This is a genomic window from Streptomyces sp. NPDC111656 (assembly GCF_055656965.1).
Genome location: NZ_JBVKCA010000015.1, coordinates 155,504 through 182,003, shown reverse-complemented (window position 1 = coordinate 182,003; position 26,500 = coordinate 155,504). Strand labels below are relative to the sequence as shown.

General features: G+C 72.2%; 19 protein-coding genes and 1 pseudogene. 9 read left to right on the top strand and 11 right to left on the bottom strand.

Features of this window, described 5'->3' with window-relative positions; all coding sequences use genetic code 11:
• The first annotated feature begins 171 nt into the window (after positions 1–171).
• Positions 172–2,142 carry a DUF2264 domain-containing protein gene (locus ACZ7M3_RS36010; protein ID WP_472068979.1) on the top strand — a complete coding sequence of 657 codons (1,971 nt, stop codon included), beginning with the start codon at positions 172–174 and terminating at the stop codon, positions 2,140–2,142.
• Between the two features lie 13 nt (positions 2,143–2,155).
• On the opposite strand, the pseudogene ACZ7M3_RS36005 reads toward ACZ7M3_RS36010, so the two are convergent.
• A pseudogene (locus ACZ7M3_RS36005) lies at positions 2,156–2,458 on the bottom strand (STAS domain-containing protein); the annotation flags it as partial.
• 143 nt (positions 2,459–2,601) lie between these two features.
• Between ACZ7M3_RS36005 and ACZ7M3_RS36000 the strand changes: the two are divergent.
• Positions 2,602–4,188 carry a phosphatase PAP2 family protein gene (locus tag ACZ7M3_RS36000; RefSeq protein ID WP_472068977.1) on the top strand — a complete coding sequence of 529 codons (1,587 nt, stop codon included), beginning with the start codon at positions 2,602–2,604 and terminating at the stop codon, positions 4,186–4,188.
• An 11-nt stretch (positions 4,189–4,199) separates the two neighbouring features.
• Here ACZ7M3_RS36000 and ACZ7M3_RS35995 read toward each other — a convergent pair whose 3' ends face one another.
• Positions 4,200–5,699, bottom strand: a complete 1,500-nt coding sequence (locus tag ACZ7M3_RS35995; protein ID WP_095850894.1) for an MFS transporter — start codon at positions 5,697–5,699, stop codon at positions 4,200–4,202.
• Between the two features lie 205 nt (positions 5,700–5,904).
• Between ACZ7M3_RS35995 and ACZ7M3_RS35990 the strand changes: the two genes are divergently transcribed.
• Complete coding sequence (locus ACZ7M3_RS35990; protein ID WP_261687491.1) at positions 5,905–6,258, top strand: ArsR/SmtB family transcription factor; 354 nt, start codon at positions 5,905–5,907, stop codon at positions 6,256–6,258.
• Positions 6,259–6,263: 5 nt separating this feature from the next.
• On the top strand, positions 6,264–6,800 hold the full coding sequence (locus ACZ7M3_RS35985) for an SRPBCC family protein (RefSeq protein WP_472068975.1): 537 nt from the start codon (positions 6,264–6,266) through the stop codon (positions 6,798–6,800).
• 10 nt (positions 6,801–6,810) lie between these two features.
• On the opposite strand, the gene ACZ7M3_RS35980 is transcribed toward ACZ7M3_RS35985, so the two are convergent.
• The 4 genes from ACZ7M3_RS35980 to ACZ7M3_RS35965 form a co-directional block, all read right to left on the bottom strand.
• Positions 6,811–9,636, bottom strand: coding sequence for an NHLP bacteriocin export ABC transporter permease/ATPase subunit (locus tag ACZ7M3_RS35980; protein ID WP_472068973.1), 2,826 nt, complete (start codon positions 9,634–9,636; stop codon positions 6,811–6,813).
• Between the two features lies 1 nt (position 9,637).
• Positions 9,638–11,860 carry an NHLP family bacteriocin export ABC transporter peptidase/permease/ATPase subunit gene (locus tag ACZ7M3_RS35975; protein ID WP_261687488.1) on the bottom strand — a complete coding sequence of 741 codons (2,223 nt, stop codon included), beginning with the start codon at positions 11,858–11,860 and terminating at the stop codon, positions 9,638–9,640.
• On the bottom strand, positions 11,857–12,666 hold the full coding sequence (locus ACZ7M3_RS35970) for an HlyD family efflux transporter periplasmic adaptor subunit (RefSeq protein WP_121413969.1): 810 nt from the start codon (positions 12,664–12,666) through the stop codon (positions 11,857–11,859). The genes ACZ7M3_RS35975 and ACZ7M3_RS35970 overlap by 4 nt, the downstream gene beginning before the upstream one ends.
• A gap of 92 nt (positions 12,667–12,758) precedes the next feature.
• Positions 12,759–12,974 carry a hypothetical protein gene (locus tag ACZ7M3_RS35965; protein WP_067360085.1) on the bottom strand — a complete coding sequence of 72 codons (216 nt, stop codon included), beginning with the start codon at positions 12,972–12,974 and terminating at the stop codon, positions 12,759–12,761.
• Between the two features lie 669 nt (positions 12,975–13,643).
• Between ACZ7M3_RS35965 and ACZ7M3_RS35960 the strand changes: the two genes are divergently transcribed.
• Positions 13,644–15,038, top strand: coding sequence for a S1 family peptidase (locus tag ACZ7M3_RS35960; protein WP_472068971.1), 1,395 nt, complete (start codon positions 13,644–13,646; stop codon positions 15,036–15,038).
• A 148-nt stretch (positions 15,039–15,186) separates the two neighbouring features.
• Here ACZ7M3_RS35960 and ACZ7M3_RS35955 read toward each other — a convergent pair whose 3' ends face one another.
• Complete coding sequence (locus tag ACZ7M3_RS35955) at positions 15,187–17,346, bottom strand: SpoIIE family protein phosphatase (RefSeq protein ID WP_472068969.1); 2,160 nt, start codon at positions 17,344–17,346, stop codon at positions 15,187–15,189.
• Positions 17,347–17,526: 180 nt separating this feature from the next.
• Between ACZ7M3_RS35955 and ACZ7M3_RS35950 the strand changes: the two genes are divergently transcribed.
• From ACZ7M3_RS35950 to ACZ7M3_RS35935, 4 genes are all read left to right on the top strand, one after another.
• Entirely contained in the window at positions 17,527–19,971 is a 2,445-nt protein-coding gene (locus ACZ7M3_RS35950) for a SpoIIE family protein phosphatase (RefSeq protein ID WP_472068967.1), read from the top strand.
• 59 nt (positions 19,972–20,030) lie between these two features.
• Positions 20,031–21,551 (top strand): hypothetical protein, encoded by a 1,521-nt coding sequence (locus tag ACZ7M3_RS35945; protein ID WP_472068965.1) that lies wholly within the window; start codon positions 20,031–20,033, stop codon positions 21,549–21,551.
• Between the two features lie 68 nt (positions 21,552–21,619).
• Positions 21,620–22,024, top strand: a complete 405-nt coding sequence (locus ACZ7M3_RS35940) for an acyltransferase family protein (protein ID WP_472068963.1) — start codon at positions 21,620–21,622, stop codon at positions 22,022–22,024.
• Between the two features lie 27 nt (positions 22,025–22,051).
• Positions 22,052–22,552, top strand: a complete 501-nt coding sequence (locus tag ACZ7M3_RS35935) for a metallophosphoesterase family protein (protein WP_472068961.1) — start codon at positions 22,052–22,054, stop codon at positions 22,550–22,552.
• A gap of 5 nt (positions 22,553–22,557) precedes the next feature.
• On the opposite strand, the gene ACZ7M3_RS35930 is transcribed toward ACZ7M3_RS35935, so the two are convergent.
• The 4 genes from ACZ7M3_RS35930 to ACZ7M3_RS35915 are packed head-to-tail and all read right to left on the bottom strand — an operon-like array spanning position 22,558 to position 26,499.
• A complete protein-coding gene (locus tag ACZ7M3_RS35930) occupies positions 22,558–23,205 on the bottom strand; it encodes an SRPBCC family protein (RefSeq protein ID WP_472068959.1) in 648 nt (215 codons plus the stop codon).
• Positions 23,189–24,349: an XdhC family protein gene (locus tag ACZ7M3_RS35925; RefSeq protein WP_472068957.1), complete on the bottom strand. Its 1,161-nt coding sequence runs from the start codon at positions 24,347–24,349 to the stop codon at positions 23,189–23,191. The genes ACZ7M3_RS35930 and ACZ7M3_RS35925 overlap by 17 nt, the downstream gene beginning before the upstream one ends.
• 33 nt (positions 24,350–24,382) lie before the next feature.
• Positions 24,383–25,618 (bottom strand): vWA domain-containing protein, encoded by a 1,236-nt coding sequence (locus tag ACZ7M3_RS35920; protein WP_472068955.1) that lies wholly within the window; start codon positions 25,616–25,618, stop codon positions 24,383–24,385.
• Complete coding sequence (locus ACZ7M3_RS35915) at positions 25,615–26,499, bottom strand: AAA family ATPase (RefSeq protein ID WP_472068953.1); 885 nt, start codon at positions 26,497–26,499, stop codon at positions 25,615–25,617. Before ACZ7M3_RS35915 ends, ACZ7M3_RS35920 begins: the two co-directional genes overlap by 4 nt.
• Position 26,500 lies beyond the last annotated feature (1 nt).

The following is a 26,500-nucleotide window of genomic DNA, read 5'->3' as shown; positions in this document are numbered from 1 at the left end:
CCGCGTTGCCGTAATGCCCTGGTAGCTCCTCCCCCACTCTCGGCTTCGCTCGAGCCGGGGGACCCCCATCGAGGACATTCCGGCGCCTTGCGATCGCACGCACCACGCCCCGCTCCCTGATCCAGATCACAACTCCACACAGGCCCTAGAAGACGGAGGATCCACCCCCGTATGACCGTCCCGCATGTGTCGCTCACCGCCCCGACACACCTGCCGCCCCCCGACCCCACCACCTCACCGGTCACCGGCTGGACCCGGGCCCACTGGGAGGCGACCGCCGACCGCCTCCTGGACGGTCTGCTCCCTCACGCCTCACCCACCTCGGCCCAGTACCGGCTCCCCGGCCGGGCCAGTCACTCCGGCCCCTGGTCCGACGGCCTCGAGGGCTACGCACGTTCCTTCCTGCTCGCCGCCTTCCGTATCGCGGGCTCGGGCGGCCGGGTGGGGCCCGCGCTGATCGAGCGCTACGCGGCCGGGCTCACCGCCGGGACGGACCCGCACGGCCCGGACCGGTGGCCGCCGATCACCGACCGGGGCCAGCCCATGGTCGAGGCCGCGTCCGTCGCGATCGCCCTGCACGAGACGCGCCCCTGGATCTGGGACCGCCTCGACGACTCCGTACGCGGCCGTGTCGTCGACTGGCTGAGCGGCTTCATCGGCGCGCGGGTCAACGACTCCAACTGGCGGCTCTTCCAGGTCATCACGGAGGAGTTCCTCGCCTCGGTCGGCGCCCCGCACCGCCGGGACGAGATCGACGCCGGGCTGGCGCGGCTGGGGGACTGGTACCGGGGGGAGGGCTGGTACACGGACGGCGACGGCCGCAAGTTCGACTATTACAACGCCTGGGCCCTGCACCTGTACCCGGTGCTGTGGGCGCGCGTCGCCGGATCGCGGGCCGACCCGGAGCTGGTGGCCGAACACCGCGCCCGACTACGCGAATTCCTCGGCGTCCATCAGTACTTCTTCGGCGCGGACGGCGCCCCCGTGCACCAGGGCCGCTCCCTCACCTACCGGTTCGCGACCACCGCCCCCCTGTGGGCGGGCGTCCTCGCCGACGCGACCCCGCTGGCACCGGGCGTGACCCGACGCCTCGCCTCCGGAGCCCTGAGGCACTTCGCCGAACGCGGTGTGCCCGACGAGAAGGGGCTGCTGTCGCTCGGCTGGTACCGCCCCTTTCTCCCGGTCACCCAGCGCTACTCGGGACCCGCCTCCCCGTACTGGGCGAGCAAGGCGTTCCTCGGTCTGCTGCTCCCCGCCGACCACCCCGTGTGGACGGCCCCCGAGGAGCCCGGCCCGGTGGACACGGCCGACTCGTGCGTGGCGCTGCCCGTCCCGGGCTGGCTCCTGCACTCGACGGCCGCCGACGGCGTCGTACGCCTGGTGAACCACGGCAGCGACCGCCTGCCGCCCCCGCCCGCACCGGACGAGGACAGCCCGCACTACACGAGGTTCGCGTACGCCAGCGCGGCGGCGCCCGACACCGAGGGGGCCGGGTTCGGCACCAGGGGCGCCGGGATCGACAACCACCTCGCGCTGGTCGCGGCGGACGGCACGCGGTCCCGGCGCGGCCGGATCCATCCGCTGGGCACGGCCGGGCGCCGCGCCGCCTCCTGGCACACGGCACGTCTGGCGGGCGCCGAGCACCGCATCGAGACGACCAGCGTGGTGCACGGTCCGTGGGAGGTCCGGGTGCACCGGGTGGCGGGGCCGCGCGGCGCGGTCGTACGGGAAGGGGGGTGGGCGCTGGCCGACGACGCCGGGCCGCCGGCGCAGGGCACGGGGCCGCGATGGGCGCGGGCGCGACGCCCGGACGGCCTGACGAGCGCGGTCGTCGGGCTGCTCGGCTGGGACGCGTCGGGGGACGGCCTGGTCGCGCGGGCGAGGGACGCCAACGCCTATGGGGTCCATTCGGCCACTCCGCATCTCGCGCTGCCCGTTCACCCCGGCGGGGTCCATCTCCTCGTCACCCTGGTGGTCCTCGGCCGCGATCCCGAACTCGTCGGTGCGAGCGCCCGGGTCACGACCGGGGGCGGGGTTCTGATCCGCTTTCCGGACGGGACGGAGGAGGAACTGCCCGGCGGCCCTGCGGGTGCGTCGATACCGGTGGTTCCGGGAGGTCGGCCAGCGGCGGAAAGCGGCTGAGCAGGCGTGCGGCGCGCAGGAGGCGGTGGACGCGGGGCCCGTCGGAGACGACGCGGAGCCGCCCGCCGCGCTCCCGCGCCTTCGTGTCGGCGCGGCACAGTACGCGCAAACCCGAGCAGTCGAAGAAGGCCACCCGGCGCAGATCGACCAGCACGTCCGGCTCGGCCCGGGCCGTCGCCGCCGACAGATGCTCGGCCAGCGCCTCCGCCGTCGCGATGTCGATCTCTCCCGTCACCTCGACCACGGTGAACGGACCGCGCGGATAACTGTGGGCGTAGGGATTGGTCGAGGGAAGCCCGGAATCTGCGAGGGTCATGTGGTCTCGCTAGTTACCCCGGCTTGGCCGGAAGCATCCTCAGGTCGCCACGGACGCTCACCCATTCACTCGAACGGGTGAATATTGGGGATGGTGTATTGACTGGGGATGCCGAGGCGGGCCGGGTGCCGTAGCCGTGGGGCATGAGCGTTCTCGGCGAGTGGGACCGACGGCTGTTCACGCGGGTGGCCGCGGCACGGGTGCCCGGCGCGGATCCGGCGTTGCGACGGCTCAGCCGCTGCGCCGATCACGGACGGCTGTGGCTCGGCACGGCGGCCGGTCTCGCGCTCGTCGGGGGCCGGGTGCCCCGCCGGGCGGCCCTGCGGGGTGCGGGCTCGCTCGCGATCGCCTCGCTGACCGTCAACACCGTCGTGAAGTGGAGCACCCGGCGGCCCCGTCCGCTGCTGGAGCACGTGCCGTCGATCCGGCACCTGAAGCGTCAGCCGCGCACCACCTCCTTCCCCTCCGGCCACTCCGCCTCGGCCGCGGCGTTCGCCACCGGAGTCGCCCTGGAGTCGGCCGGATACGGTGCACTGGTCGCGCCCTTCGCCGCCGCCGTCGCCTTCTCGCGGGTGTACGTCGGGGTGCACTATCCCGGAGACGTGCTGGCCGGGATGGCGATCGGCGTCGCGGCCGCCGCGCTCACCTGCCGCTGGTGGCCGCCGCGCCCCGCGCTCCCGGCACGCGAACGGCCCTCGGCGCCCGCGCCGGCGCTGCCCGGCGGCGAAGGACTCGTCGTCTTCGTCAACACCCCGGCCGGGACGGGCGGGCCCGGCACCCCGTTGCCGCCCGTCGAGCGGCTGCGCGGACTGCTGCCGCGGGCCGAGCTGGTCGAGCGCGGCCCGGACGACGACTTCGCCGCGCTGCTTCAGCGGGCGGTGGACAGGGCGGTCGAGCGGGCAGGGGCGGCGGGCGGTGTGCTCGGTGTGTGCGGCGGCGACGGCAGTGTCAACGCGGCGGCCCGCGCGGCGGCCGGGCGGGGGCTCGCACTCGCGGTGTTCCCCGGCGGCACCCTCAACCACTTCGCCCAGGACGTCGGCGTACGGGATGTCGAGGACACCGCCGTCGCGGTCCGGCGGGGCGAGGCGGTGGCGGTGGACCTCGGCGTGGCGCGGTCGGGGACGGCTGGCGAGGTGCGATTCCTCAACACCTTCAGCATCGGGCTGTACCCCGAACTCGTCCGGATGCGCGAGCACTTGGAGCAGCGCATGGGCAAGTGGCCGGCGGCGGCCGTCGCCCTCGTCCGGGTGCTGCGCACCGCGACGCCCGTGGAACTGAGCGTCAACGGACACCACCGCCGTCTGTGGCTGCTCTTCGCGGGCAACGGCCGCTACGAACCCCAGGGCTTCGCTCCCGGCTACCGGCCCCGCCTGGACGACGGGCTGATCGACCTGCGCCTGATCGACGGCGCACACCGGCTCGCCCGCACCCGGGTGATCGTCTCCGCGCTCGCCGGCACGCTCGGCCGATCCCGGGTCTATGGAGCGGAGGTGGTTCCGTGGGTCGAGCTGGCGGAGCTCGGTGGTACGGACACACTCGCGTACGACGGTGAAGTCGCGCCCGCGCCGCCCGGGTTGAGGCTGGAGAAGGAGCGGCGGACGCTCGTCGTGTACCGGCCCTCCGTACAGCGGAACGAACCCGGCCGGCATCCCCGGCCGGCCGCCCGCCGCGGCGGACGTGAGAGGGGCCGCCGTCTCCCTGCAGACGGCGGCCCCTCGGCCTGTGGGTGATCACACGGGACTTACATGTGGACGGCCCGCACGGCGTCCGGGTCCGCGTCCAGGGTTCCGCGGCGGTAGAGCAGGAAGGCGATCACCGCGCCCGCGGCGAAGAAGCCCGCCGACCACCAGAAGGCGGTGGTGTAGCTCTCGATCGTCGCCTGCGCCTGGACCAGCTTGCTGGTCGCGTCCTTGCCGGCGAGGTAGCTCGTGGCGGCGCTCGCGGCCAGCGTGTTCAGCAGTGCCGTACCGATCGAACCGCCCACCTGCTGCATGGTGTTGACCGTCGCGGAGGCGACACCCGCGTCCTCCGCCGCGATTCCGCTGGTGGCCAGCGACATGGCGGGCGGCATCACGATGCCGAGGCCCGCGCCGATCAGCAGCAGCGGCGGCAGCACGGCGGTCGAGAAGTCGGAGGCGACTCCGATGCCGGTCAGCCAGGCCATGCCGCCCACCGCGATCGCGAAGCCCGCGGGGATGACCACCTTCGGTCCGATCCGCGGCACCAGGATGGTGGTGGAGACCTGGGCCATGACCATCAGGGCCGCCATCATCGGCAGGAACGCCACACCGGTCTTGGTGGGGCTGAAGCCCAGGTTCAGCTGCAGGTAGTAGGTGAGGAAGAGGAAGACGCCGAACATGCCCGCACCGGTGATCAGAACGGTGACGAAGGACGCGGCACGGTTGCGGTCGAGCAGCACGCGCATCGGCAGCAGCGGGTGCTCGGCGCGCGTCTGCCACCAGGCGAACGCGCTCAGCAGGACACCACCGGCGGCCAGGAAGCCCCAGGTCTGGGGCGAACTCCAGTCGTGCGTCTCGGCGTTGGAGAAGCCGTAGACGAGGGCGAAGAGGCCGGAGGAGACCAGCAGCGTGCCCGGCAGGTCCAGCTTGGAGTTGGCGGCGTCACGGTGATTGCTCAGCAGCACCCAGCCACCGGCGAAGGCGACGACCGCGAAGACGAGGTTGACGAACAGCGTCCAGCGCCAGTCGAGCGCGTCGGTCAGCACACCGCCGAGCAGAAGGCCCACCGCGCCACCGGCGCCGGCGATCGCCCCGTAGACGCTGAACGCCTTGGCGCGTTCCTTGGCGTCGGTGAACGTCGTGTTCAGCAGCGAGAGCGCGGCGGGCGCGAGCAGCGCGCCGAAGACACCCTGCAGGGCGCGCGCGGTGACCAGCATCCCGAAGCTGGTGGAGGCGCCGCCGAGCACCGAGGCTCCGGCGAATCCGGCGATACCGATGAGGAAGGCGGGCTTGCGTCCGAAGAGGTCGGCGATGCGTCCGCCGAGCAGCAGCAGGGAGGCGAAGGCCAGCGAGTAGGCCGTGACGATCCACTGCCGGTTGCCGTCGGAGAAGCCGAGGTCCGCCTGGGCGGAGGGGAGGGCGATGTTCACGATGGTGGCGTCGAGGACCACCATCAGCTGGGCGATGCCGATGATCGAGAGGATCCACCACCGCTTCGACGATGGAGTGGACGAGCCGTCCACGGTGCCCTTGCGGGCACCTTCGGTCAGGGTCTGGGACATGGGAGAACCACTCCAGGGAAGTCGCTCAGGGATGACGGGTAAACGAAACTGTTTCGTACACATCGACACTAGAACACCCCCAGCGAAACGGCAACGTTTCGCTGGGGGTGGCGAGTGAGGCGGCCGTCACAGTGGCGGCCGGAGCCGGTCGACTTCCCCTGCGTATGCCTTGACGGGAATATAACTGCCGAGGCATATTGAGGCCATGTCCGACGCCACCCTCTGGACCGCTCTCGCCGACCCCCACCGTCGTGCGATCGTCGCGCTGCTCCTTGAGCGCCCGCGGCCGGTCGGAGAGATCGTGGAGGCGTGCGGTCTGAGTCAGCCGAGCACGTCGAAGCATCTGCGGGTGCTCCGGGACGCGGGCCTGGTGCGCGTACGACAGGACGCGCAACGCCGTGTCTACGCCCTCGACCCGGCTCCGATCGCCGCACTCGACGCCTGGCTGACCCCGTACCGGACGCTGTGGAACGAGAGCCTGGACGCCCTCGGCCGCCGCCTGGACAGGACGGCGGGGGAGCCGTCGGACCCCCCGGAAGACCCCACCCCTAAGGACTGAGCCACATGTCCGCCGAACCCACCGCGCTCACCGGCACCTACCTCACCCTCGACGACGGCCGCCCCGCCGTCCGCTTCAGCCGCACCTACGACCACCCCGTCGACCGCGTCTGGCGGTTCGTGACCGACCCGGACGAACTGGCCGAGTGGTTCCCGTCCCGGGCCGAGATCGAACTGCGTCCCGGCGGCACGATCAGGTTCAGCGGCGACCCGAACATGCCCGAGTCCACGGGCCGGGTCCTCGCCGTCCACCCGCCCCGGCACCTCTCCTTCGACTGGGGCGGCGACGAGCTCCGCTTCGACCTCGAAACCCTGGACGAGAAGCGCACCCGCTTCACCCTCACCCACGTCCTCGCGGCCGAGAACACCGCCGCCCGCAACGGCGCCGGCTGGGAGGTGTGCCTCGCCGCCCTGGACGCGAAGGCCCGCGGCGAGCGCCTCGAGGGCCCGCACGCCGGGGCCACCGCGCCCTGGAAGGAGATCTACGCCCGTTACGTCGAGGCCGGGGTCCCGTCCGGCGCCCCGGTACCGGGCATGGACTGACGGCGCCGACTCAAGCCAGCTGTCGTCGCACCAGCTCGTGCAGCCGCCCGCCCGTGTCCGCGAGCAGATGCGCGGGCGGGCCCTGCTGGGCGACGCGGCCGTCCTCCATCACGATGACACGGTCCGCGTCCATCACCGTGGACAGCCGGTGCGCGATCACGATCCGGGTGGCGTTGAGTGCCCGGGTGCTCTCGATGACCGTGCGCTGGGTCTCGTTGTCGAGCGCGCTGGTCGCCTCGTCGAAGAAGAGGATGCGGGGCCGGCGGATCAGCGCCTGGGCGATCATCAGGCGCTGCCGCTGGCCGCCCGAGATCGCGCCGCTGCCGGAGACGATGGTGTGCAGCCCCATCGGCATCCGCCTGATGTCCTCGGCCAGGCCGGCCATCTCGGCCGCCGCCATCGCCTCCTCGGGCGTGTAAGGCTCGGTGCCGCAGATGCAGTCCAGGATCGAGCCGGTGAACGGCTGGGCATGCTGGAGCACCACACCGCACTGACGGCGTACGGCGGACTGGTCGAGCGCTCCCAGGTCCTGCCCGTCGTAGAGCACACTGCCCGAGACCGGCTTGTCGAAGCCGATCAGCAGCCGCAGCAGCGTGGACTTTCCGCAGCCGCTGGGGCCGACGATCGCCACGAACTCGCCGGGCTTGATGTCGAACGACACGTCGTCCAGGACCAACGGGCCGTCGTCGGCGTACCGGAAGGACAGCCGCCGGGCCTCGATCGCACCGGACAGCACCCCGGGGCGGGTGCTCGCCACCCGCACCTCCGGCGTGGCGTCGAGCACCGGCTTGATCTCCTCGAACATCGGCAGCGCGGCCGCCGCCGACACGAACGCGCCGGTCACCTGGGTGACCGAGGTCAGCAGCATGGTCATCGAGGTGTTGAAGGTCAGGAAGTCGGCGGCCGACAGCGAGCCGCGCGCCGGACCCGCGAGCAGCATGAACATCAGCAGCGAGCACAGTGGCAGGTACACCGCGCCCATCACCGTCGTGAGGTTCTTGATGCGGCCGACCTTCTGCTGGAGCTCACGGCTGCGCGCGAACTCGCCCGCCCAGGCGGCGTACGCGTAGTTCTCGGCCGCCGCGACCCGCAGTTTGGGCAGGCCGCGCAGGGTCTGGAACGCCTGGTTGTTCAGCTTGTTGCTGAGCACGACCAGGCGGCGCTGCCAGCGCACCTGCCACAGACCGAGCCCGAGGAACGCGGCCGCGATGACGACGAGCATGCCGATCGCGGCGAGCGCCATGGGCACGCTGTACCAAAGGAGCAGCCCCAGGTTCATCGCACCGACCGTGCCCGCCTGTGCGAGCGTCGGTCCGACGCCCGCGAGGAGGCGTCGGATCGCGCTGATGCCCATGGCGGCGCTGGCCAGCTCACCGGTCGAGCGGGACGTGAAGAACTTCGTCGGCAGCCTCAGCAGTCGGTCCCACACGGCCGGTTGGAGCGTCGCCTCGATCCGCCCCTCCATCCGCAGCATCGTGAGGTTCTGGAGCAGCATGAACGCGGCCGACACGATGCTGGTGACCATGATGGCCAGACAGACCTGCACGATCAGGCTGTGCTGGGCCTTGGGCACGTACTCGCCGAGCACCTGGCCGGTGGCGATCGGCACCAGCGCGCCGATCGCGACGGTGACGAGACCGCTGAGCGCGAGGTTGCGCAGGTCGCCGCCGGTGCCCTGGAGGCAGAAGCGCAGCAGCCGCAGCGGGCTCAACTTCCGCTCGGGCAACGGACGGTAGAACATCACGGCCCGCGGCTCGAACTCCGGCGCGTTGGCCTTCTCGATCGGGGTCTCCCGCCCCGAAGACGGCTGTACGGCCACGTATCCGCCGCGCCGCCACAACAGCGCGACCGGCGAGCCCGACACAGCACGGTGGCCCACCAGCGGGCCGATGTTGTCGCGCCACCAGCGCCCGTCGAGGCGTACGGCACGGGTGCGGACGCGCGAGGCGAGCGCGATCCGCTCCACCGGGTCGAGCCGGTCGCTCTCCGTGCCGCTCTGCGCGGACTCGGCGAGGGTGATCCCGGACGCGCGGGCGACCAGCTTGCAGGCCGCGTACGTGGCGTCCGCGTCGGCCGCCGTCGGGCGCTTGGACGACTTGCCGATCGACGCCAGCAGGGTGCGGTCGGCCTGGGCGCGGACGGCCTCGCCCGCCTTGATGCCCGCCGCCGTACGGTCCTCGTGGCTGGCCTCCAACTGCTCGATCCAGCGGTCGAGCGTGGACAGCAGCCGGTACTGCTGGTCGACCATGCCCTGCCAGACACCGGAGTCCATCAGCAGATCGGCCGCCGCCTCGGCGCCGTACAGGGAGCCGTACTGGACACTCCCGGGCGGCACCTGCATCCAGAAGACGTCGTCGTCGGTCAGCGCGGCGGCGTTCTCCGTGGCCATCGGCGCCTGGAAGAGAATGGACAGGCTGCGGCCGACGCCGAGGGCGAGGGCATACTCCAGCGGGCTCGACGTCGGCGGTACGTACTGGGGGTTGCCGTAGTCGTCGTAGGACCAGGTCTGGGTGTCCACCTGCTGGTACAGCTCGCGCAGCACGATCCGGCGCACCACGCAGTCCCGCAACGGCCGCCCCACGAGGGTGTGTTGCGGGCCGGCGACGGGGCCGAGCAGCAGGGAGCCCGCTTCGAGGCGGCCGAGGTGGTGCCAGTGGCCCTGCTGAACGGCGTCGACCGCGAACAGGTCCATGGCGCCCGCCGCCACCAGCCAGAGGACCTGCGGGCCTTCCAGGTCGAGGCGGCCGAGGCCGGAGCAGTCGACCGGCGTTCCCATGCCGCCGAGCGCGCCGAGGACGAGGTCTCCCTCGCGTGCGCCCTCGTGAACCGTGGTCATCTCATCGCTCCTTGACCAGCTCGGCGTACGGACCGCCGGCCGCCACCAGGGCGTCGTGCCGCCCGCGTTCCACGATCGTGCCGTGCTGCAGCACGACGATCTCGTCGCTGTCGCGCACGGTGCTGAGCCGGTGCGCGATCACCACACAGGCACAGCCGCGCTTGCGCAGGTTGTCGATGACGGTCTGCTCGGTCTCGGCGTCCAGCGCGCTGGTCACCTCGTCGAGCACCAGGATGCTCGGCCGGCGCACCAACGCCCGTGCGATCTCCAGGCGTTGGCGCTGGCCACCGGAGAAGTTGCGGCCGTCCTGCTCGACCCGGCTGTGGATGCCACCGGGGCGACGCGTGACGACGTCGTACAGCGCCGCGTCCTCCAACGCCGCGACCACGGCCTCGTCGGGGATGGACGGATCCCACAACGCCACGTTGTCGCGGACCGTCCCCTCGAAGAGGAACACGTCCTGGTCGACGAAGGAGACCGAGGCGGCGAGCGCGCCCCGCGGGATGTCCTCCAGTCGCTGTCCGTCGATGCGGATCGTGCCCTCCCACGGGGCGTACAAGCCCGATATGAGCCTGGAGACCGTGGACTTGCCGCTGCCCGAGCCGCCGACCAGGGCCACCTGCTGGCCCGGTCCGACCGTCAGGGAGAAGCCGGTGAGCAGGGGTTTGTCGAGCGGGCTGTAGCCGAACGTGATGTTCTCCAGCTCGACATGGCCCTGGAGCCTGCGGGTGGACTCGCCGCTGCCGGAGCGGGCGTAGAGCGGGTCGGTCTGGAAGTTCTCGACGTCCTTGAGCCGGGCCACGTCGGCAGCGAAGTCCTGGATGCGGCCCGCGACGCCGTTGAGCCGGGTGAGGGGCGCGGTGAAGCGGGTGACCAGGGCCTGGAAGGCGACGAGCAGGCCGACGGAGATGTGCCCCTCGACCGCCCGCAGACCGCCGATCCACAGGATCAGCGCGGAGTTGAGCGTCGCGAGCGTCGGTGCGACCACACCCAGCCAGGCGCTCGGCACCCCGAGGCGCTGCTGCTCCTCCAGGGTGGTCGCGTGCTGGCCCGCCCACTTGCGGAAGTAGCCGTCCTCCCCGCCGGTCGCCTTCATCGTCTCGATCAACTGGAGGCCGGTGTACGCGGTGTTGGTGAGGCGCGCGTTGTCGGCGCGCAGCTTCGCCGTACGGGTCGCGCGCAGCCGGATCACCACGCGCATCGCGATCACGTTGAGCAGCGCGACGCCGATGCCCACGGCCGTGAGCTGCGGGTCGTAGGTGTAGAGGAGCACCGCGTAGAGGACGACCACGATCGCGTCCACGCCGGCCGCCGCGAGGTCGCGGGCCAGGGTCTCGGCCACCGCGTCGTTCGACTGGAGCCGCTGCACCAGGTCGGCCGGGCTGCGCTGGGAGAAGAACGTGACGGGCAGCCGCAGCAGATGGCGCAGGAAGCGGGCGCTGGAGAGGGTGGAGGAGATGATCCGGCCGTGCAGCAGATTCGCCTGCTGGAGCCAGGTCAGCACGACGGTCAGCGCCACACAGGCGCCCATCGACGTGAACAGCACGCCCAGCAGCGAGGTCCGGCCGCCGATCAGATACGTGTCGATGTACGTCCGGCTCAGTGCGGGGACGGCCGCGCCGACCGCGACCAGCAGCAGGCTCGCCAGCACGGCCGCGGGCATCGTGCCCGAGGTGCCGCGCAGCCGGGCCGGCATGGCACCCAGGACGCCCGGCTTGCGGCCGCCCTTGTGGAAGTCGGGCCCCGGCTCCATGACCAGCACCACGCCCGTGAAGCTGGTGTCGAAGTCCTCCATGGGCACGAAACGGCGGCCCTTGCCGGGGTCGTTGATGTGCACGCCGCGCCGTCCGAAGCGGCGGCCCATGCCGTCGTAGACGACGTAGTGGTTGAACTCCCAGAACAGGATCGCGGGCGCCTTCACCTCGGCGAGCGCGGCCGTGTCCATCTGCATGCCCTTGGCCGTGAGGCCGTAACTGCGCGCCGCCTTGAGCAGGTTGCTGGCGCGCGAGCCGTCCCGGGAGACACCGCACGCGATGCGCAGCTCTTCGAGGGGGATGTGGCGGCCGTAGTGGCCGAGCACCATGGCGAGGGAGGCGGCGCCGCACTCCACGGCCTCCATCTGGAGGACGGTGGGGGTGCGGACCGTCTTCCCCTTCGCCTTGGGGACCGTGCGCTTGGGCGGGGCGGTGCGGCGTCTGCTCCGGGTGTCTGGTGCGGTGGTCACGGCAGGAGCCAATCGACGGGGCGCTGATCGGCCAGGCGGATCGAACCCGTGGCCAGGGTCATGGAGGTGAGCGCGAACGGCGGCCCGTCGGCCGAGGACCACTTCAGGCCGCTCTTCGTCGCGGCGGAGCGGTCGAGGCGGACCAGGACGGCCACCGGCCTGCCCTTCTTGGTGAACTGTTCGCCGAGTTGGCTGTCACCGAGGAAGGAGGAGATCTGCTGGGGGGTCTGCACGCTCCGGCCGACCGCCTTCACATGGCCGCGCAGTACTCCGTACTGCTGGGTCGGCACCGACTGCACGGTGAGGTCGACCGCGGCGTTCGCGGGGATGGTGGCCGCGCTCTCGGCGGGGACGTACACCGTCGCGTAGAGCGGGTCGTCGGCGTGGGCGACCTTCTCCACGGCGGCGACGTTCGCGCCGGTCGAGATGATCGCGCCGATGGTGGCGGCGAGCGCGGTGACGCGTCCCGCGGCGACCGTGCGGACGACGGTCGTACCGCCCTGGGCCGTACGGACCTTGAGCACCGGCGCGTTCGCGGGCAGCCGTTCGCCCTCCTGGGCGACGACCTCGGTGACCTGCCCCGCGACGGGGCTCTGCAGGATGTAACTGCCCTCGCCGTGGGTGAGGACGGCGGGCGCGCTCACGGTGGACGCCACCGTGCCCGTCACGGCCCAGACGGACGCCGCCGCCATGACGACCACCGTCACGGACAGGGCGAGCCAGCCCTGGGGGCGTGCGAAGCGCACCGGAAGGTCGAGCTCTTCGGGCGACTGCAGCTTGGCGAGGGCCTGTTGGCGGAACTGCACGGGACTTCCCTCACCTGTTCGAGAGGTTTACGGCATCCGAGAAGTCCCGGAACCGGGGAGTGGTTCCGGGACTCAACGGCACTGAAACGCGATCAGAGACCGGCGACCAGGCCCGTGACCGGGGCGGTGTTGAGGCCGGTGACACCCTCGACGGTGCCGACGACCGTGTTGACCAGGCCGGAGACCGGGGCAACACCGTCGACCAGGCCGGAGACGGTGCCAACGGCGTTCAGCGACAGGCCGCCGGAGACGTTGTCGAGGTCGGCGTCCGAGATCTCGGCGGTGGCAACCTGGGGGGTGGAGTTCATGAGGGAACTTCCCTTCGTATGGATATTCATAAGGGGGAGAGCGGCCCCCCTCTGGGGACAGATGACGGCCGCCACCGCGGGGGTGCGGCACCCGATTCCGGGCGCTGTGCGGCGCCCGTTCCCGGATGCCTGGCTGCGACCTCCGCGGTGCAACGGATCAAAGCACGCTCGTGGCACGCGCATCCAATCAACCGGGGCTCTCACCTGCGAACTTGAGCGCGGTCGGGGCCCAACCGTGCAGGCGTGCGCACGTCTCGGCAGTCAGTTCTTCACATGCTGCACGGCATTGTTCCGTCCCCGCGCTTGTCGCCCCGCGCCCGAAAGGGACAGTCCCACCGCAATGGCGCGGAGGGGGGCGCGCGAGTGTGCAGATCCGCTGTCCGCCGTGACGCGCCTGCGTATTCGATGTGCAGATTCCCTGAAGCCGGGATTCCGTTCCCACCGCAAGACGGACCGTTACCGATCGGTAGCGGAACGTGTCGGGTCCGCTGCTCACTCGGTGTAATGGCCCGATTGCCTGGTATTTCGTGCGTTTGGCCGAGCCAACTCGGCTCTTTTTTAAACACAGTTGAACAGCCCGCGCGGCTCACGCGTATCAACAGGCATCCAGGCGCCCCCTAGTCAGCCGCCGGACGGTGGCCTCGACCCCGTCCCCAGGAGGTCAAAGAGTTGAGTCACAAAAGGATTCCCAAGCGCAAGGCCGCCATCGCTGTCGGAGGCGTCGCGGCGCTCGGAGCGGCGGCTCTGCTGCTGCCCCACGCCAACGCCTCGCAGACCGACGCGAAGGACGCCGCTCCCAAGACGCTGAAGTCCGCGGACGCCTCGAGCCTGGCCTCGCTCATCGCCTCCCAGCTCGGTGACGCCTTCGGCGGCGCGTACTGGGACGGCGCGAAGCAGCAGGTCATCGTCAATATCGTCGGCAACAACAGCAATGTCGTCAACACCGTCGAGAAGGCCGGCGCTGTTCCCCGCAGCGTCAACAACAGCCTGTCCACGCTCAAGACGGCTGCCAAGACACTGAAGTCCGACGCGACCATCCCCGGCACCGCCTGGTCGATCGACCCCAAGACGAACCAGGTCCAGGTCACCGCCGACAGCACCGTCACGGGTGCGAAGTGGGCCAAGCTGACGTCGACCGTCGACTCGCTCGGTTCCGGCGTGGCCACGGTCAAGAAGTCCGCCGGTACGTTCAAGACGTTCGTGTCGGGCGGTGACGCGATCTTCGCCCAGACGGACGCCGGCGGCGTGCGCTGTTCCCTCGGCTTCAACGTCACAGCGAGCGACGGCGCCCCCGCCTTCCTGACCGCCGGACACTGCGGTGTCGCGGCCAAGCAGTGGTCGGACTCGCAGAACGGGCAGCCGATCGCGACCGTCGACCAGGCCACCTTCCCCGGCGCCGGCGACTTCTCCCTCGTGAAGTACGACGATCCCGCCACCCAGACGGCGAGCGAGGTGAACGAAGGCAACGGGAAGACCGTTCAGATCACCCAGGCGGCGGACGCCACGGTCGGTCAGCAGGTCCTCCGGATGGGCAGCACCACCGGTCTGCACGACGGCTCGGTCACCGGTCTCGACGCCACCGTCAACTTCCAGAGTGAGACCGACCCCAACGGCGTCGACACCGTCACCGGTCTCATACAGACCGACGTCTGCGCCGAGGCGGGCGACAGCGGCGGCTCCCTGTTCACCGCGGACGGCAGCGCCATCGGCCTGACCTCCGGCGGCAGCGGTGACTGCACCGTCGGCGGCGAGACCTTCTTCCAGCCCGTGACCGCCGCCCTCCAGGCGACCGGCGCGACGCTCGGCGCGGGTGGCGCCGCGGGTGCGGGCGACGCGAGCGCCGCGGCGACCGACCCGGCTGCCACCGACCCGGCCGCGACCGACCCCGCGGCCACCGATCCGGCGGCCACCGATCCGGCGGCCACGGACCCGGCGGCGACCGACCCCGCGGCCACGGACCCGGCGGCCAGTGACCCGGCCGCGGGCGACGAGTCCGGGACCGGCAACGACGAGAACAGCACCGGTATGGATGCGGGCTCCGGCCTGGTGACCAGCACCCCGTGACACCGGTGACCACGAGCCACTGACCCGGCCCTGCCACCACGGCCCGGTCGGCAGTGGAAGGGTCCGGCCCTCCGGCGGGAGGGCCGGACCCCACCGCTTTTCCCCGCCGCTCACGAGAGGGCCGGACCCCGCGGGGTTCCGGTACCGCTCAGTCGTGCGGACGTGCCCGCAACAGCAGCAGCGCCACGTCGTCGAGTCGCTCCTGCGTCACCGCCCCGGTCTGCTCGACGAGACGGTCGGCCAGCGTGTTCAGCGACAGGTCACCGCCCTCGGCGAGTTTCCGACCGAGGTCGGCCAGGGCGTCCTCGATGTCCACGCCGGGCGACTCGATCAGACCGTCGGTGTACAGGGCGAGGACCGAACCGGGGACGAGCGGCACCTCGGTCGTCGGATACGTGGCGGCCGCGTCGATCCCCAGCAGTGGCCCACCGGCCAGGTCGAGCACCCGGACCCGCCCGTCCGGCCGCAGCAGCAGCGGGGGCGGATGACCCGCGCGCGACATGACGGCCACCTCACGCGCCGGGTCGAGACGCAGATAGAGACAGCTCGCGAACAGCTCGGCCCCCAGGTCGATCAGCAGCCGGTTGGTGCTGCGCATGACCTCCTCCGGCGGCTGACCGACGGTCGTGTACGCCCGTACGGCCGTGCGGATCTGCCCCATCAGGCCCGCCGCCGTCACGTTGTGCCCCTGCACGTCACCGATGACCGCGGCGGCCAGACCCTGCGAGGGCACCAGGTCGTAGAAGTCCCCGCCGATCTCCATCCCCTGAGTGGCCGGGAGATAGCGCGCGGCCGCCTCGATCGAGGGCAGCGCGGGCAACGAGTGCGGCAACAGCACGGCCTGCAGACCGTGCGCCAGCTGCAGCTTGGCGTCGTAGAGCAGGGCCCGCTCAAGGGCCTGCGCGATCAGACCGCAGAGACTGGTCAGCACGGCACGCTCGTCCGCCGGGAAGGTGTGCGGTTCCGTGTACCCGAGGACGCAGGTGCCCACCGGCCGTCCGGACGCGATCAGCGGCAGATACGCCCACGCCGCCATCCCGTCGGGTGTCGCACACCGGTCCGGGTAGAGGCGCTCCAGCTGCTGACGGGAGTCGAAGAACGCCGGCACCCCGGTTTTCAGCGCCTGGGTGCCCGGGGTCTGCGCGCTCAGTGGCACCGCGTGCCAGCACTCCACGACGTGCGCGTCCGCGTATCCACGGTGGCCGAGCACGTGCAGGCGGCCGGATCGCGAGCCGAGGACGACCAGGGCCTTGCCGCCGACGGCCGGCGCGATCTCGTCCGCCACCAACTGCACCACGTCCTCGACACCCGCCGCCTGGGTGAGCGCGCCGGCCAGACTCAGCACCTGGGTGATGGTCACCAGGCGCGGTGCGGTGTCGTCCTCGCCGTGCCGCGACTCGAGGCGCCCCATCTCGGCCACCGCCCGGGCCCGGGAGATGCGCACGCTCAGTCCGGTCGTACTCGGATAGAGCCGGAACGACAGCCAGTCGCCGGGCGGTCGCAGCGCCACGAACGACGTCACATGCTGGCTGATCAGCGCGGCTCGGTAACGGTCCTCGTAGACCGGGTCGTTGAGCCAGGGAACCGACGCCCACAGCTGGGTTCCCAGCAGCCCGCTGACCGGGACGCCGAGCATGTCCGCGGTCGCGGCGTTGGCGAAAGTGACCCGGCCGTTCAGGTCCAGGGCGCACAGCCCGTACGGCAACCGCGCCACCATCCGCGCCGCCTCCAGCGTGCCGAGCACGCCGGTCGCCTGAGCCGCGGACGAGCCCAGCAGATCCGCCTCGGGATGGACCGGACGCCGTTCCGCCGCCGCCCGCTCCAGACGCAGCGCGAGCCGGGCGCAGGACGCGGTGAGATGGTCGCGCTCCCGGTCGGAGAGGTCCGGCGGATGCGATCCGGGCCAGGTCACGAAGACGGCGCCGTACACGGTGCCCGCGGTCGCCACCGGAAGGGCGGCCAGCGCGAAGGGATACGGCAGGACCACGGCGATCCGCGGGAAGCGGTGGGCCATCTCCTCCTCGCCGGCGACCCAGACCAGCCGCCGCTCGCGCACCGCCACGGCGACCGGGATCGGCGCGTTGAGCCCCACCCGCTCCCACGGCGCCGCGAACGACCTGGGCATGCCCGCCATGACCGCCATCTCCAGCACGGCCTCACCCGGCGTCAGCAAGTACACCGCCCCGGAGTGGGCGTGGACCTCCTCCATCATCGAGGCCAGCGTCAGCGACAGCAGCGGCCGCCCGACCGGCGTCCGCCGACCCGCCGGCGCCTGCACGGACCCCTGCCAGTCGGACACGCCGACCACCTCCTCGCAGGGCCGCGCGACGGGACTCAGGGATCAAGGCTCCCTCGTGACGGCCCTTCCCGCACGGCGAACGCCACGCGCGGCACCGGGTGCCGCTTTCCGGGCTCCGCCGCAGGCCCGACAGCCCCGGAACGGTCGCAGGGGCTGCGCGAGCGTCCCGGAAGCGCTGTAATTGCGGACGTGGTCAGTGAGGGCGCTGCGGAACGCGGAAAGAGGACGCTGCGTGCCGAACTTGCCCTCAAGACGCCCACCCCGGACCTGGACCCGAGCGAGCGACAGCGCCGCGTTCTCGAACAGGCACTCGTCTTCGCGGGTGCGAGCGTCGTCGCGGTGTACTCGCCCACCGAGAGCGGCGACGAGCTGTACCTGTCCGAGTCGGCAGGCGTCCCCAGGACGCTCTACGGCCTGCGCGACAGCTATGTCCTCACCGGCGGCTCCCCGGCGGTGGACGCGTACCGCACGGGCCGACCGCTGTGGCTCGGCCCGGCGGAGATCGCCCGCTGCGCCGACGCCCGCAGGCTGCCGTCCCAGGACTTCTGGCTGGCCGTCCTGCCCCTGCCGCACGGCGGCTGTCTCGTGGCGGCCGGCGAGCGCCCGGGCGGCTTCGACGAGGAGGACCGGGAGTGCCTCGGCCTCATCGCCGAGGCCGCCGTGGTCCCCGCGCCCGGCTCACCGCGCGACACCGCCGCCCGGCCCACCAGCTCGTTCGACCTCGCCATGGACACCGGACACCTCGAGGTCGACGGCGAGATGCTGGAGCTGTTCGGCCTCGACGCGGCCGAGTTCGACGGCAAGGTCGAGAGCCTGCTGTCGATGACCGTCCCCGAGGACCTGCCCACGCTGATGTCCGTGGTGGAGGCGGACCGCATGGCCATCGGCGACCGCGAGCTGGAGTTCCGCATCCTCCAGCCCTCCGGAGAGCAGAAATGGCTACGGCTGCGCGGCCGTCTCGTACCCGGCGGGGAGGGGCGCCCGGCGCACCTCGTGGGCACCGTCGTCGACGCCTCCAAGCTGCGCTCCGGCGTCAGCGACGTGGCCCGCGTGCAGCGACTCGCCTCGACCCTCGCCACCGCGGGCACCGTCCGTGACGTCGGCCGGGCCGTGGTGGCCGCGCTGCGGGGCCCCCTGCGCGCCGACCGGATCGCCCTCGCCGAGCTGGAGGGCGACCGTCTCGTCGTCACCCTCCTCGACCCTCCCGAACCCGAAGCCTGGCCCGAGGTGTGGCGCTCCGAGTGGCGCTCGGAGTGGCCCGACGCGCCCGTACGCGCCATGCCCACGCTGGAGGCGGCCCTCATCGAGGGGCGCCCCGCCGTCTGGCCCGCCGGCGCACCCCTGGAACCGGCGCTCGCCGACGTCGGCCCCGGCGGTCTCGCCATCCTGCCGCTGCCCACAGCCGGCCGGATGGCGGGTGCCTGTCTGATCGGCTGGGACGAACCGCACGAGTTCGGCTCCGACGAGCGCGCGCTGCTCACCGCGTCCGCGGGCCTCGCGGGCCAGGCCCTGACACGCGCCCGCGCCTTCGACGCCGAACACGAGCTGGTCGGCACGCTCCAGCGCTCCCTGCTGCCGCGGCGCCTGCCCCGGATCCCCGGCGCGGTCGCCGTCGCCCGCTATCTGCCCACCACGGCGGGCCTGGAGGTCGGCGGCGACTGGTACGACGTCGTCCCGCTGCCCGACAACCACGTCGCCCTCGTCATCGGCGACGTCCAGGGCCACAACGCCCAGGCGGCCACCCTGATGGGCCAGATGCGCACGGCCCTGCGCGCGTACGCCATCGAGGGCCACCCCCCGGACGTCGTCGTGCAGCATGCCAACCGACTCCTCATGGACCTGGAGACCGACCTCTTCGTCACCTGCTGCTACGTCGACGTGGACCTGGAGGAGGGCACTGCCTGGTGCGTACGCGCCGGACACCACCCGCCCGTGCTGCGTCACCCGGACGGCACAACGGAGGTCACCGTGTCCGAGGGCGGACCACCACTGGGCGTCGTCACCCAGGCCGACTTCCCGATGATCCCGCTGCGACTCCAGCGCGGCACGGTCCTCGCCCTGACCACGGACGGTCTCGTCGAGTCCGCCGAGGTCGACATCGAGGACGGACTGAACCGACTGGCCGGCGAACTGACCGCGTCCGACCCCGCCCACCTCGGAGTGGTGGCCGACGGACTGCTCACGGGCGCCAACCGCAGCGACGACGTGGCCCTCCTCCTGATGCGCTACGACGGTCTGGCGACCCGCCCGCTGCGGGAGAGTTGGACGGTGTGGCGCGTCCCGGAGGCGGTCAGGCACGCCCGCCGCTTCACCCGACGCACCCTGCGCGCCTGGGGCGTGCCCGACGACAGCATGGACGGCGCGCTCCTGGTCGTCTCCGAACTCGTCACCAACGCCCTCGTGCACACCGACGGGCAGGTCAGACTCGACATCACCCTCATCAACCACCGCCTGCGGATCTCCGTCGCCGACACCTCACCCCGTACGCCCGTCAAGCCCACCAGCATCGGCTGGGAGGCCACCGGCGGCCGCGGCATCCTCCTCGTCGAGGCCATGTCGACGACCTGGGGCACCGTGCCGGTCAGTGGCGGCAAGCAGGTGTGGAGCGAAATCCCGCTGGACGCAGGGGGATAGGGTCGGGCACCAGGTGCTCCTGGGGGCGGGGGCCGGTCTGCACACGGGGGGTATCGAGCATGGTGAAGACACCTGAGCGGATATGGGAGGAAGCCGACCTGACCGCGCGGCGGCTGGCCGGGCTGGCACTCAACCCCTCCACCCCGCAGGACGTCCTGCTGCGGCTGCTCGCCGCGGGTCCGGCGGCGGTACGGATGGTGCTGTGCCGGGACCGGGTCCTGCCCGACGCCGTCGTGGACGCGGTGATCGAGCACCCCGACACGTACACCCGCAGCTTCTTCGCCCGCAATCCCCACGTCGCTCCGGCCCAGCGGGTACGACTGATCGACGATCCGGAGTGGTTCGTCCGCGCCCACCTCGCCGATGGGCCCCGGATGCCTTTCCATGTCCGGCCCGAGCCCCTGCCCGACGAGGCCCTCGTCCACATGATCAGGACGTACGGGAACGACGAACTCGCCGGTCTCTTCTACCAGCAGATCTCCACCGAACTGCTGCGGACGATGCACACACACCCGGACGCGAAGGTCCGCCGCTGGGGGGTCGGCGCGTGGAAGTCGCTGTCCGCCGAAGCGCGTGCCGCGCTGCTGGCGGACCCCGACGAGGGCGTCCGGGACGGGGCGCTGCTGCACACCCACAACGAGGATGCGGCCTGGTTGGAGAGCGCGCTGCCCGCCAAGCCCTGTCACGGACGCACCGACATGCTGTGCAACCTGCCCCTCACCAGAGCTGTTGTGGACCTTGTCCTGACCGCTCCGGCCAGTGACGACGAGCGGGCGATGATCGCCCACAACCCCAGCCTCCCCGCCGATGTGGTGATCCTGCTGGCCGCCGATCCGGACCCGGAGGTGCGGGAAGGCATCGCGTACCGCGCGGACCTCGGACCCGCCGAACGCCGTACGCTCGCCGTGGACCCCGACCCCAAGGTGCGGCTCGCGCTGTCCCTGCACCCGGCGCTGAGCGAGGAGGAGCGGGCCGCGATCGACTACGAGGTGCCCATGGACCGCGGCTTCTCCCACTGGCACGCAGCATGGGTGCCACGCGCCCCCGAGGACGTCCGCCGGGACGCCCTCTCCGCCCATCCGATGCTGCGCCGGAAGGCGGCCGGGGTCCACTCGCTCCCGCCGGACCTCGTGGCACGCCTGGCCGACGACGAGGACCTCGGTGTACGCGTCACGCTCGCCCAGAACCATCCCGACGCCCCCGCGGCCCTGCTGCTGCGCAGTTTCCTCGAGTACACCGGTCCCGACCGCTCACACCTCGCCACCCGGCCGAACTTCCCGACCACCCGACTGGCCGCCTTCGCCGACCACGAGGACCCCGAGGTCAGGGCCCTGGCCATGCGCGACCCCGAGATCGCGCAGGCCGTCGTGGAACGCCTCACCAGGGACCCGGGCCCCGCCGTACGGGCCGCGGCGGCCCGCCACCCGAACCTCCCGCAGCCCCGGCTGACGGAACTCCTCGACGACGAGGAACTGGCTCATCCGGCAGCCGCGAACCCGGCGTTGGAGGTGGCGGAGATACGGCGGCTGGCGCGGACGCTCGGGGACCCGGCCGGGCCCTGCGTCGATACGCCGATCTGAGCGGCCGGCCCGGTCGGCGGTTCCAGGCCATCGACTCCGAGGCGTACCGGCCGATGATCGGACGGTAGGTGAACATCGGCCCGGAACGACACGTGAGAAAGAGCATGGGAACCCCACTCGCCGTCTCTCCACCGCTGGAGCGGCCCGAAACGCGTGGTCGCGACCAGGTGCTGGGCCTTGACGGGCTCCGCGGCCTGGCCACGCGTCTCATGCGCGGCCTCGGCGACTTCTCCTACAGCCTCTACCTGGTTCACCTGCCGATCGTCATGATCGTCTGCCGAAAGATGGCCCCACATTTCGTATCGCCGGGTCTGCCCGCGTTCTGGTTCACGCTGACACTGGCACTGCCCGCCTCGGTGCTGGGAGCGTGGCTGTTCGCCAAGCTGTTCGAGCTGCCGTTCAAGCGGAACCGATCATGGAAGTCCATGTTCTCGGCAGGGCGCGTGCTGACACGACCGCACTCCTCGCGGTGACGCGACCGCACTCCTAGGGTGGGTGCCGTGCGTCTGCTCCTGATGTCCGACACCCACCTGCCCAAGCGGGCCAAGGCACTGCCGCCGCAGCTGGTGGCCGAACTCCCGCACGCCGACGTCGTCGTCCACGCGGGCGACTGGGTGGACACCGCCACCCTCGATCTGCTGGAGGAGCGGTCTCGCAGGCTCGTCGGGGTGTACGGCAACAACGACGGCCCGGCCCTGCGCGCCCGCCTCCCCGAGGTCGCGCGTGTCGACCTGGACGGTCTGCGCCTCGGCGTCGTCCATGAGACCGGTGCCGCCCAGGGCCGCGAGCGGCGCTGCGCCGAGCGCTACCCCGACCTCGACGTCCTGGTCTTCGGACACAGCCACATCCCCTGGGACACCACCACCGGGACGGGCCTGCGCCTGCTCAACCCGGGCTCCCCTACCGACCGCCGCCGCCAGCCGCACCACACGTACATGACCGCGACCGTGACCGAAGGACAGCTGACCGAGGTGACCCTGCACCGCGTCGGCCCCGGCTGAGGCACTCAGGCGTGCCGGTGGCGTCGTATGCGCACGAAGACCAGCGCCAGTACGGCGGTGGCCACCGCGACCGCCACGCGTTTGGCGACCGGAGGCCCGGCGGTCCGCAACAGGTCGATCGGCTCGACCGGTTGGACCGGCTGCACCGGTTGGACTGGTTGCGCCGATCGGAATGGTTCGACCGCCTCGGGTGGCTCGGTCCGAGCGGTCGATTCCTCGAGGCGCCGCGCCAGACACTCCGCGAACTGCCCGACCAGCTTGTCTCCCACCTCCGCCATGACGCCGCGACCGAACTGCGCCGGACGCCCCGTGACGGTCAGATCGGTCCGCACCGACACCGCCGTGCCGCCGTCGCGTTCGGCGAGCGTGCCCGTGACCGTGGCCCGTGCCGTGCCCTGGCCGCGGGTCTCCTTGCCGTTCGCGATCAGTACCATCCGGTGCGCGGACTCGTCCTGTTCCTCGAAGACGGCGGTGCCCCGGTACGTCACCGTGATGGGCCCCACCTTGACCTTCACCGAACCGGTCACGGTCTTGCCGTCGTAGTCGTCCACCGTCGCGCCCGGCATGCACGGGGCGATCCGTTCGACGTCCAGGAGCGCCCGCCAGGCGTCGTCGACGGGAACGGGGACGGTGAACTCATGATGCAGTTCCATGCTGCTCTCCTCCAGGCGTATCGACGGGTCCGGCAGGCGTGTCGACGGGTCCGGGATGGATCGCCCCGCCCGTCGCCGTCAGCGGCGCCCCGCTGCCGCCCCACCGCAGCGCGACGATCTCCGCGGCGACGGACACGGCCACCTCCTGCGGCGTACGGGCTCCGAGGTCGAGCCCGACCGGCGAGCGCAGCCGGGACAGTTCGCCCTCCGACAGACCGGCGTCGATGAGCCGTTTGCTGCGGTCGTCGTGGGTACGGCGACTGCCCATCGCCCCGATGTACGCGGCCGGGCGGCGCAGTGCCTCCTCCAGCAGGGGCACGTCGAACTTCGGGTCGTGGGTCAGGACGCAGATCACCGTGCGCGCGTCGGTCGTCGTACCCCGCAGATAGCGGTGCGGCCAGTCCACGACGACCTCCACACCCGCCGGGAACCGTTTGGCGGTGGCGAAGACCGGGCGGGCGTCGCACACCGTGACCCGGTAGCCGAGGAAGTCCCCGATGCCGGCCACCGCCGCCGCGTAGTCGATCGCGCCGAAGACCAGCATGCGCGGGGGCGGCGCGAAGGAATGGAGGAAGACGGTCACGGCGTCCTCGCGGCGCTCGCCGTGCGGCCCGTAGTGCCGCCGGATCGTGGCGCCCTGGGCCAGTTCACCGCGGGCGTCGGCGGTGACGGCCACGTCCAGACCGGTGGAGCCCAGCGAACCGGCCACCTCGTCAGGCCACACCGCGAGCGTGGCCCCGAGCGGCGCCGGTCCCTCGATCACCGTCGCCACCGTCACGGGCCGGCCGGCGGCCACCGAGTCGGCCACCGCGGCGAAGGAGGGGTCCTCGGCGGGCGTCACCCGGCGGATGAGCAGGGTGATCTCGCCGCCGCAGGTGAGTCCCACGGCGAACGCGTCCTCGTCGCTGTACCCGAAGGTCTCCAGACGGGCCTCGCCGGACGCCACCACCTCCTGGGCCAGCTCGAAGACCGCCCCCTCGACACAGCCGCCGGACACACTGCCCACGACCTCGTCGCCCGGCCCCACGGCCATGGCGGCCCCCGGGTCCCGGGGCGCGCTGCGGCTGACCGTGACCACCGTGGCGAGCCCGAAGGGGGAGCCCGCCGCGTACCACCGTTCCAGCGCCGGGAGGATCTCACGCATCGCTCGCTCCGCTCACCACAGGGTGCGTTCCACTCAAGAGTCCGCTCCTCTCACCGCCGCCGCCAGCCGCTCCAGCGCGGCCGGAGTGTGTCCCTCGACGAACGCGTCCACGTTCGGCAGCGCCGCGGCCATGCCGCCGGCCAGGGGCGCGTAACCGGGTCGGGCCTTGCGCGGATTCGCCCAGATCACCCGGTGCGCGAGCCGGTGCAGGCGGCGCATCTGCTCCGCGAGCAGGGCCGGATCGCCACGCTCCCACCCGTCGGACAGCACGACGACCACCGCGCCGCGCGCCATGCCCCGCCGCCCCCACCGGTCCAGGAAGCCGCGCAGCATCTCACCCAACCGGGTGCCGCCACGCCAGTCCGGAACCGCCGCCGCGAGCGCGGCCATCGCCGTGTCGGGATCCCGGTGCGCCAGCTCACGGGTCACCCGGGTCAGCCGGGTACCGATCGTGAAGACCTCCGTGCGGGTGCCCCGTGCGGCCCCGCCGGTGCGGGGGCCGTGGAGGGCCGCGTGCGCGAAACGCAGCAGCGCGTCCGCGTACGGCCCCATCGAGCCGCTCACGTCCACGAGCAGCACCACCCGGCGCGGCCGGTCCGCTCGCGCCCGGTGCCGCAGCCGCGCCGGCTCCCCGCCGCCGCGCAGCATCTCCCGTACCGTGCGCCGCGGATCGACGGCGCCCCGCCGGGCCGGATGGCGCCGCGCGGTGCGCCGGGCCTCGCCGCGCAGGGTGAACGCGGCCCGCAGTCGCCGCAGTTGGTCGCGCTCGGCGGCGGTCAGCTCGGCGAAGTCCCGGTGGCGCAGTACGTCGGTGGAGTCGGCCAGCACGGCCACGGGTACGGCGTCCTCGGCCCGCGCCGCCGCGCGGGGCACCGTACCGGCGCCGCGCAGGACCGTCCGGGTCCGCGGCGGGGGAGCGGACCGGGCAGGGGCGCCGCCGGGCCGGCCGCCGAAGTACGCCGCGAAGACCCGCTCGTAGCGCTCCAGGTCGTCCTGGCTCCCGCACAGGGTGAGACGGCCCGCCCAGTACACGTCCGAGCGGGCACCGGGATCGAGCACGTCGAGCGCGCCCAGGAAGGCCTGCACGCGGTCGGGTGAGGCGTCGACGCCCGCGGCGCGCAACGCGCGGGCGAACCCGACGACCACGGCGGACGCGTCGACGGCGCGCCGTTGTCCCACCTCGTCCCCGCCGTCTTCGCCCTCCCCGCGGCTGCGGCCGTCCCGGCCGTCGCCGCCATGGCTGCCGTCCCTGCCGTTCACGCTGCTCACGTCTCCCGGGCCGCGAGGATCGCCGACAGATCCAGCCCCCGTGCCCGCTCGGCGTCCTCCCGGTACTTCAGCACCGACCCCAGCGTCGCCACCGCAAGCTCCGCGTCCACCTCGCTCGCCCCCAGCGCGTCCAGGGCCTCAGCCCAGTCGATGGTCTCCGCGACCCCGGGCGGCTTGACCAGGTCCTCGGCGCGCAGGGCCTGCGCGAGTGCGGTCACCTGCTCGGCCAACCGCTCCGTGACCCGCGGCAACCGCCTTCGTACGATGGCGAGTTCACGGGCGAACCCGGGATGGTCGAACCAGTGGTAGAGACACCTCCGCTTCAGCGCGTCATGCACTTCGCGCGTCCGGTTCGAGGTGAGCACCACGACGGGCGGTAGCTCCGCCCGCAGGGTGCCCAGTTCGGGGATGGTGATGGTGTACTCGGACAGCAACTCCAGCAGGAACGCCTCGAACTCGTCGTCCGCGCGGTCGATCTCGTCGACCAGCAGCACCGACGGCTGGGTCTCCAGCGCCCGCAGCAGCGGACGGGTGACGAGGAACCGCCGGTCGTACAGCTCCCCTTCGAGCCGGTCGGCATCCGTCACGCCCGCCGCCTCGGCCGCCCGCAGGTGCAGCAGCTGACGCGGGAAGTCCCAGTCGTACAGGGCCTGGGAGGCGTCGATGCCCTCGTAGCACTGGAGCCGGATCAGCGGGGCGTCCATCGCCTCGGCCAGGGCGGACGCGAGCGCGGTCTTGCCCACGCCCGCGTCACCCTCGCAGAACAGCGGCCGGTGCAGCCGCAGCGCCAGGAAGCAGGCCACGGCCAGCCCGTCGTCGACGAGATACCCCGTCTTCTCCAGGCGGGCCCGCACCTGGGCCGGACCGCTCACCTCGTGCATG

Bases quoted from the DNA above. Each gene is read 5' to 3' on its own strand.
- ACZ7M3_RS36010 (WP_472068979.1), top strand. From the start codon at position 172: ATGACCGTCCCGCATGTGTCGCTCACCGCCCCGACACACCTGCCGCCC.
- ACZ7M3_RS36000 (WP_472068977.1), top strand. From the start codon at position 2,602: ATGAGCGTTCTCGGCGAGTGGGACCGACGGCTGTTCACGCGGGTGGCC.
- ACZ7M3_RS35995 (WP_095850894.1), bottom strand. From the start codon at position 5,699: ATGTCCCAGACCCTGACCGAAGGTGCCCGCAAGGGCACCGTGGACGGC.
- ACZ7M3_RS35990 (WP_261687491.1), top strand. From the start codon at position 5,905: ATGTCCGACGCCACCCTCTGGACCGCTCTCGCCGACCCCCACCGTCGT.
- ACZ7M3_RS35985 (WP_472068975.1), top strand. From the start codon at position 6,264: ATGTCCGCCGAACCCACCGCGCTCACCGGCACCTACCTCACCCTCGAC.
- ACZ7M3_RS35980 (WP_472068973.1), bottom strand. From the start codon at position 9,636: ATGACCACGGTTCACGAGGGCGCACGCGAGGGAGACCTCGTCCTCGGC.
- ACZ7M3_RS35965 (WP_067360085.1), bottom strand. From the start codon at position 12,974: ATGAACTCCACCCCCCAGGTTGCCACCGCCGAGATCTCGGACGCCGAC.
- ACZ7M3_RS35945 (WP_472068965.1), top strand. From the start codon at position 20,031: ATGGTGAAGACACCTGAGCGGATATGGGAGGAAGCCGACCTGACCGCG.
- ACZ7M3_RS35930 (WP_472068959.1), bottom strand. From the start codon at position 23,205: ATGGAACTGCATCATGAGTTCACCGTCCCCGTTCCCGTCGACGACGCC.
- ACZ7M3_RS35925 (WP_472068957.1), bottom strand. From the start codon at position 24,349: ATGCGTGAGATCCTCCCGGCGCTGGAACGGTGGTACGCGGCGGGCTCC.
- ACZ7M3_RS35915 (WP_472068953.1), bottom strand. From the start codon at position 26,499: ATGCACGAGGTGAGCGGTCCGGCCCAGGTGCGGGCCCGCCTGGAGAAG.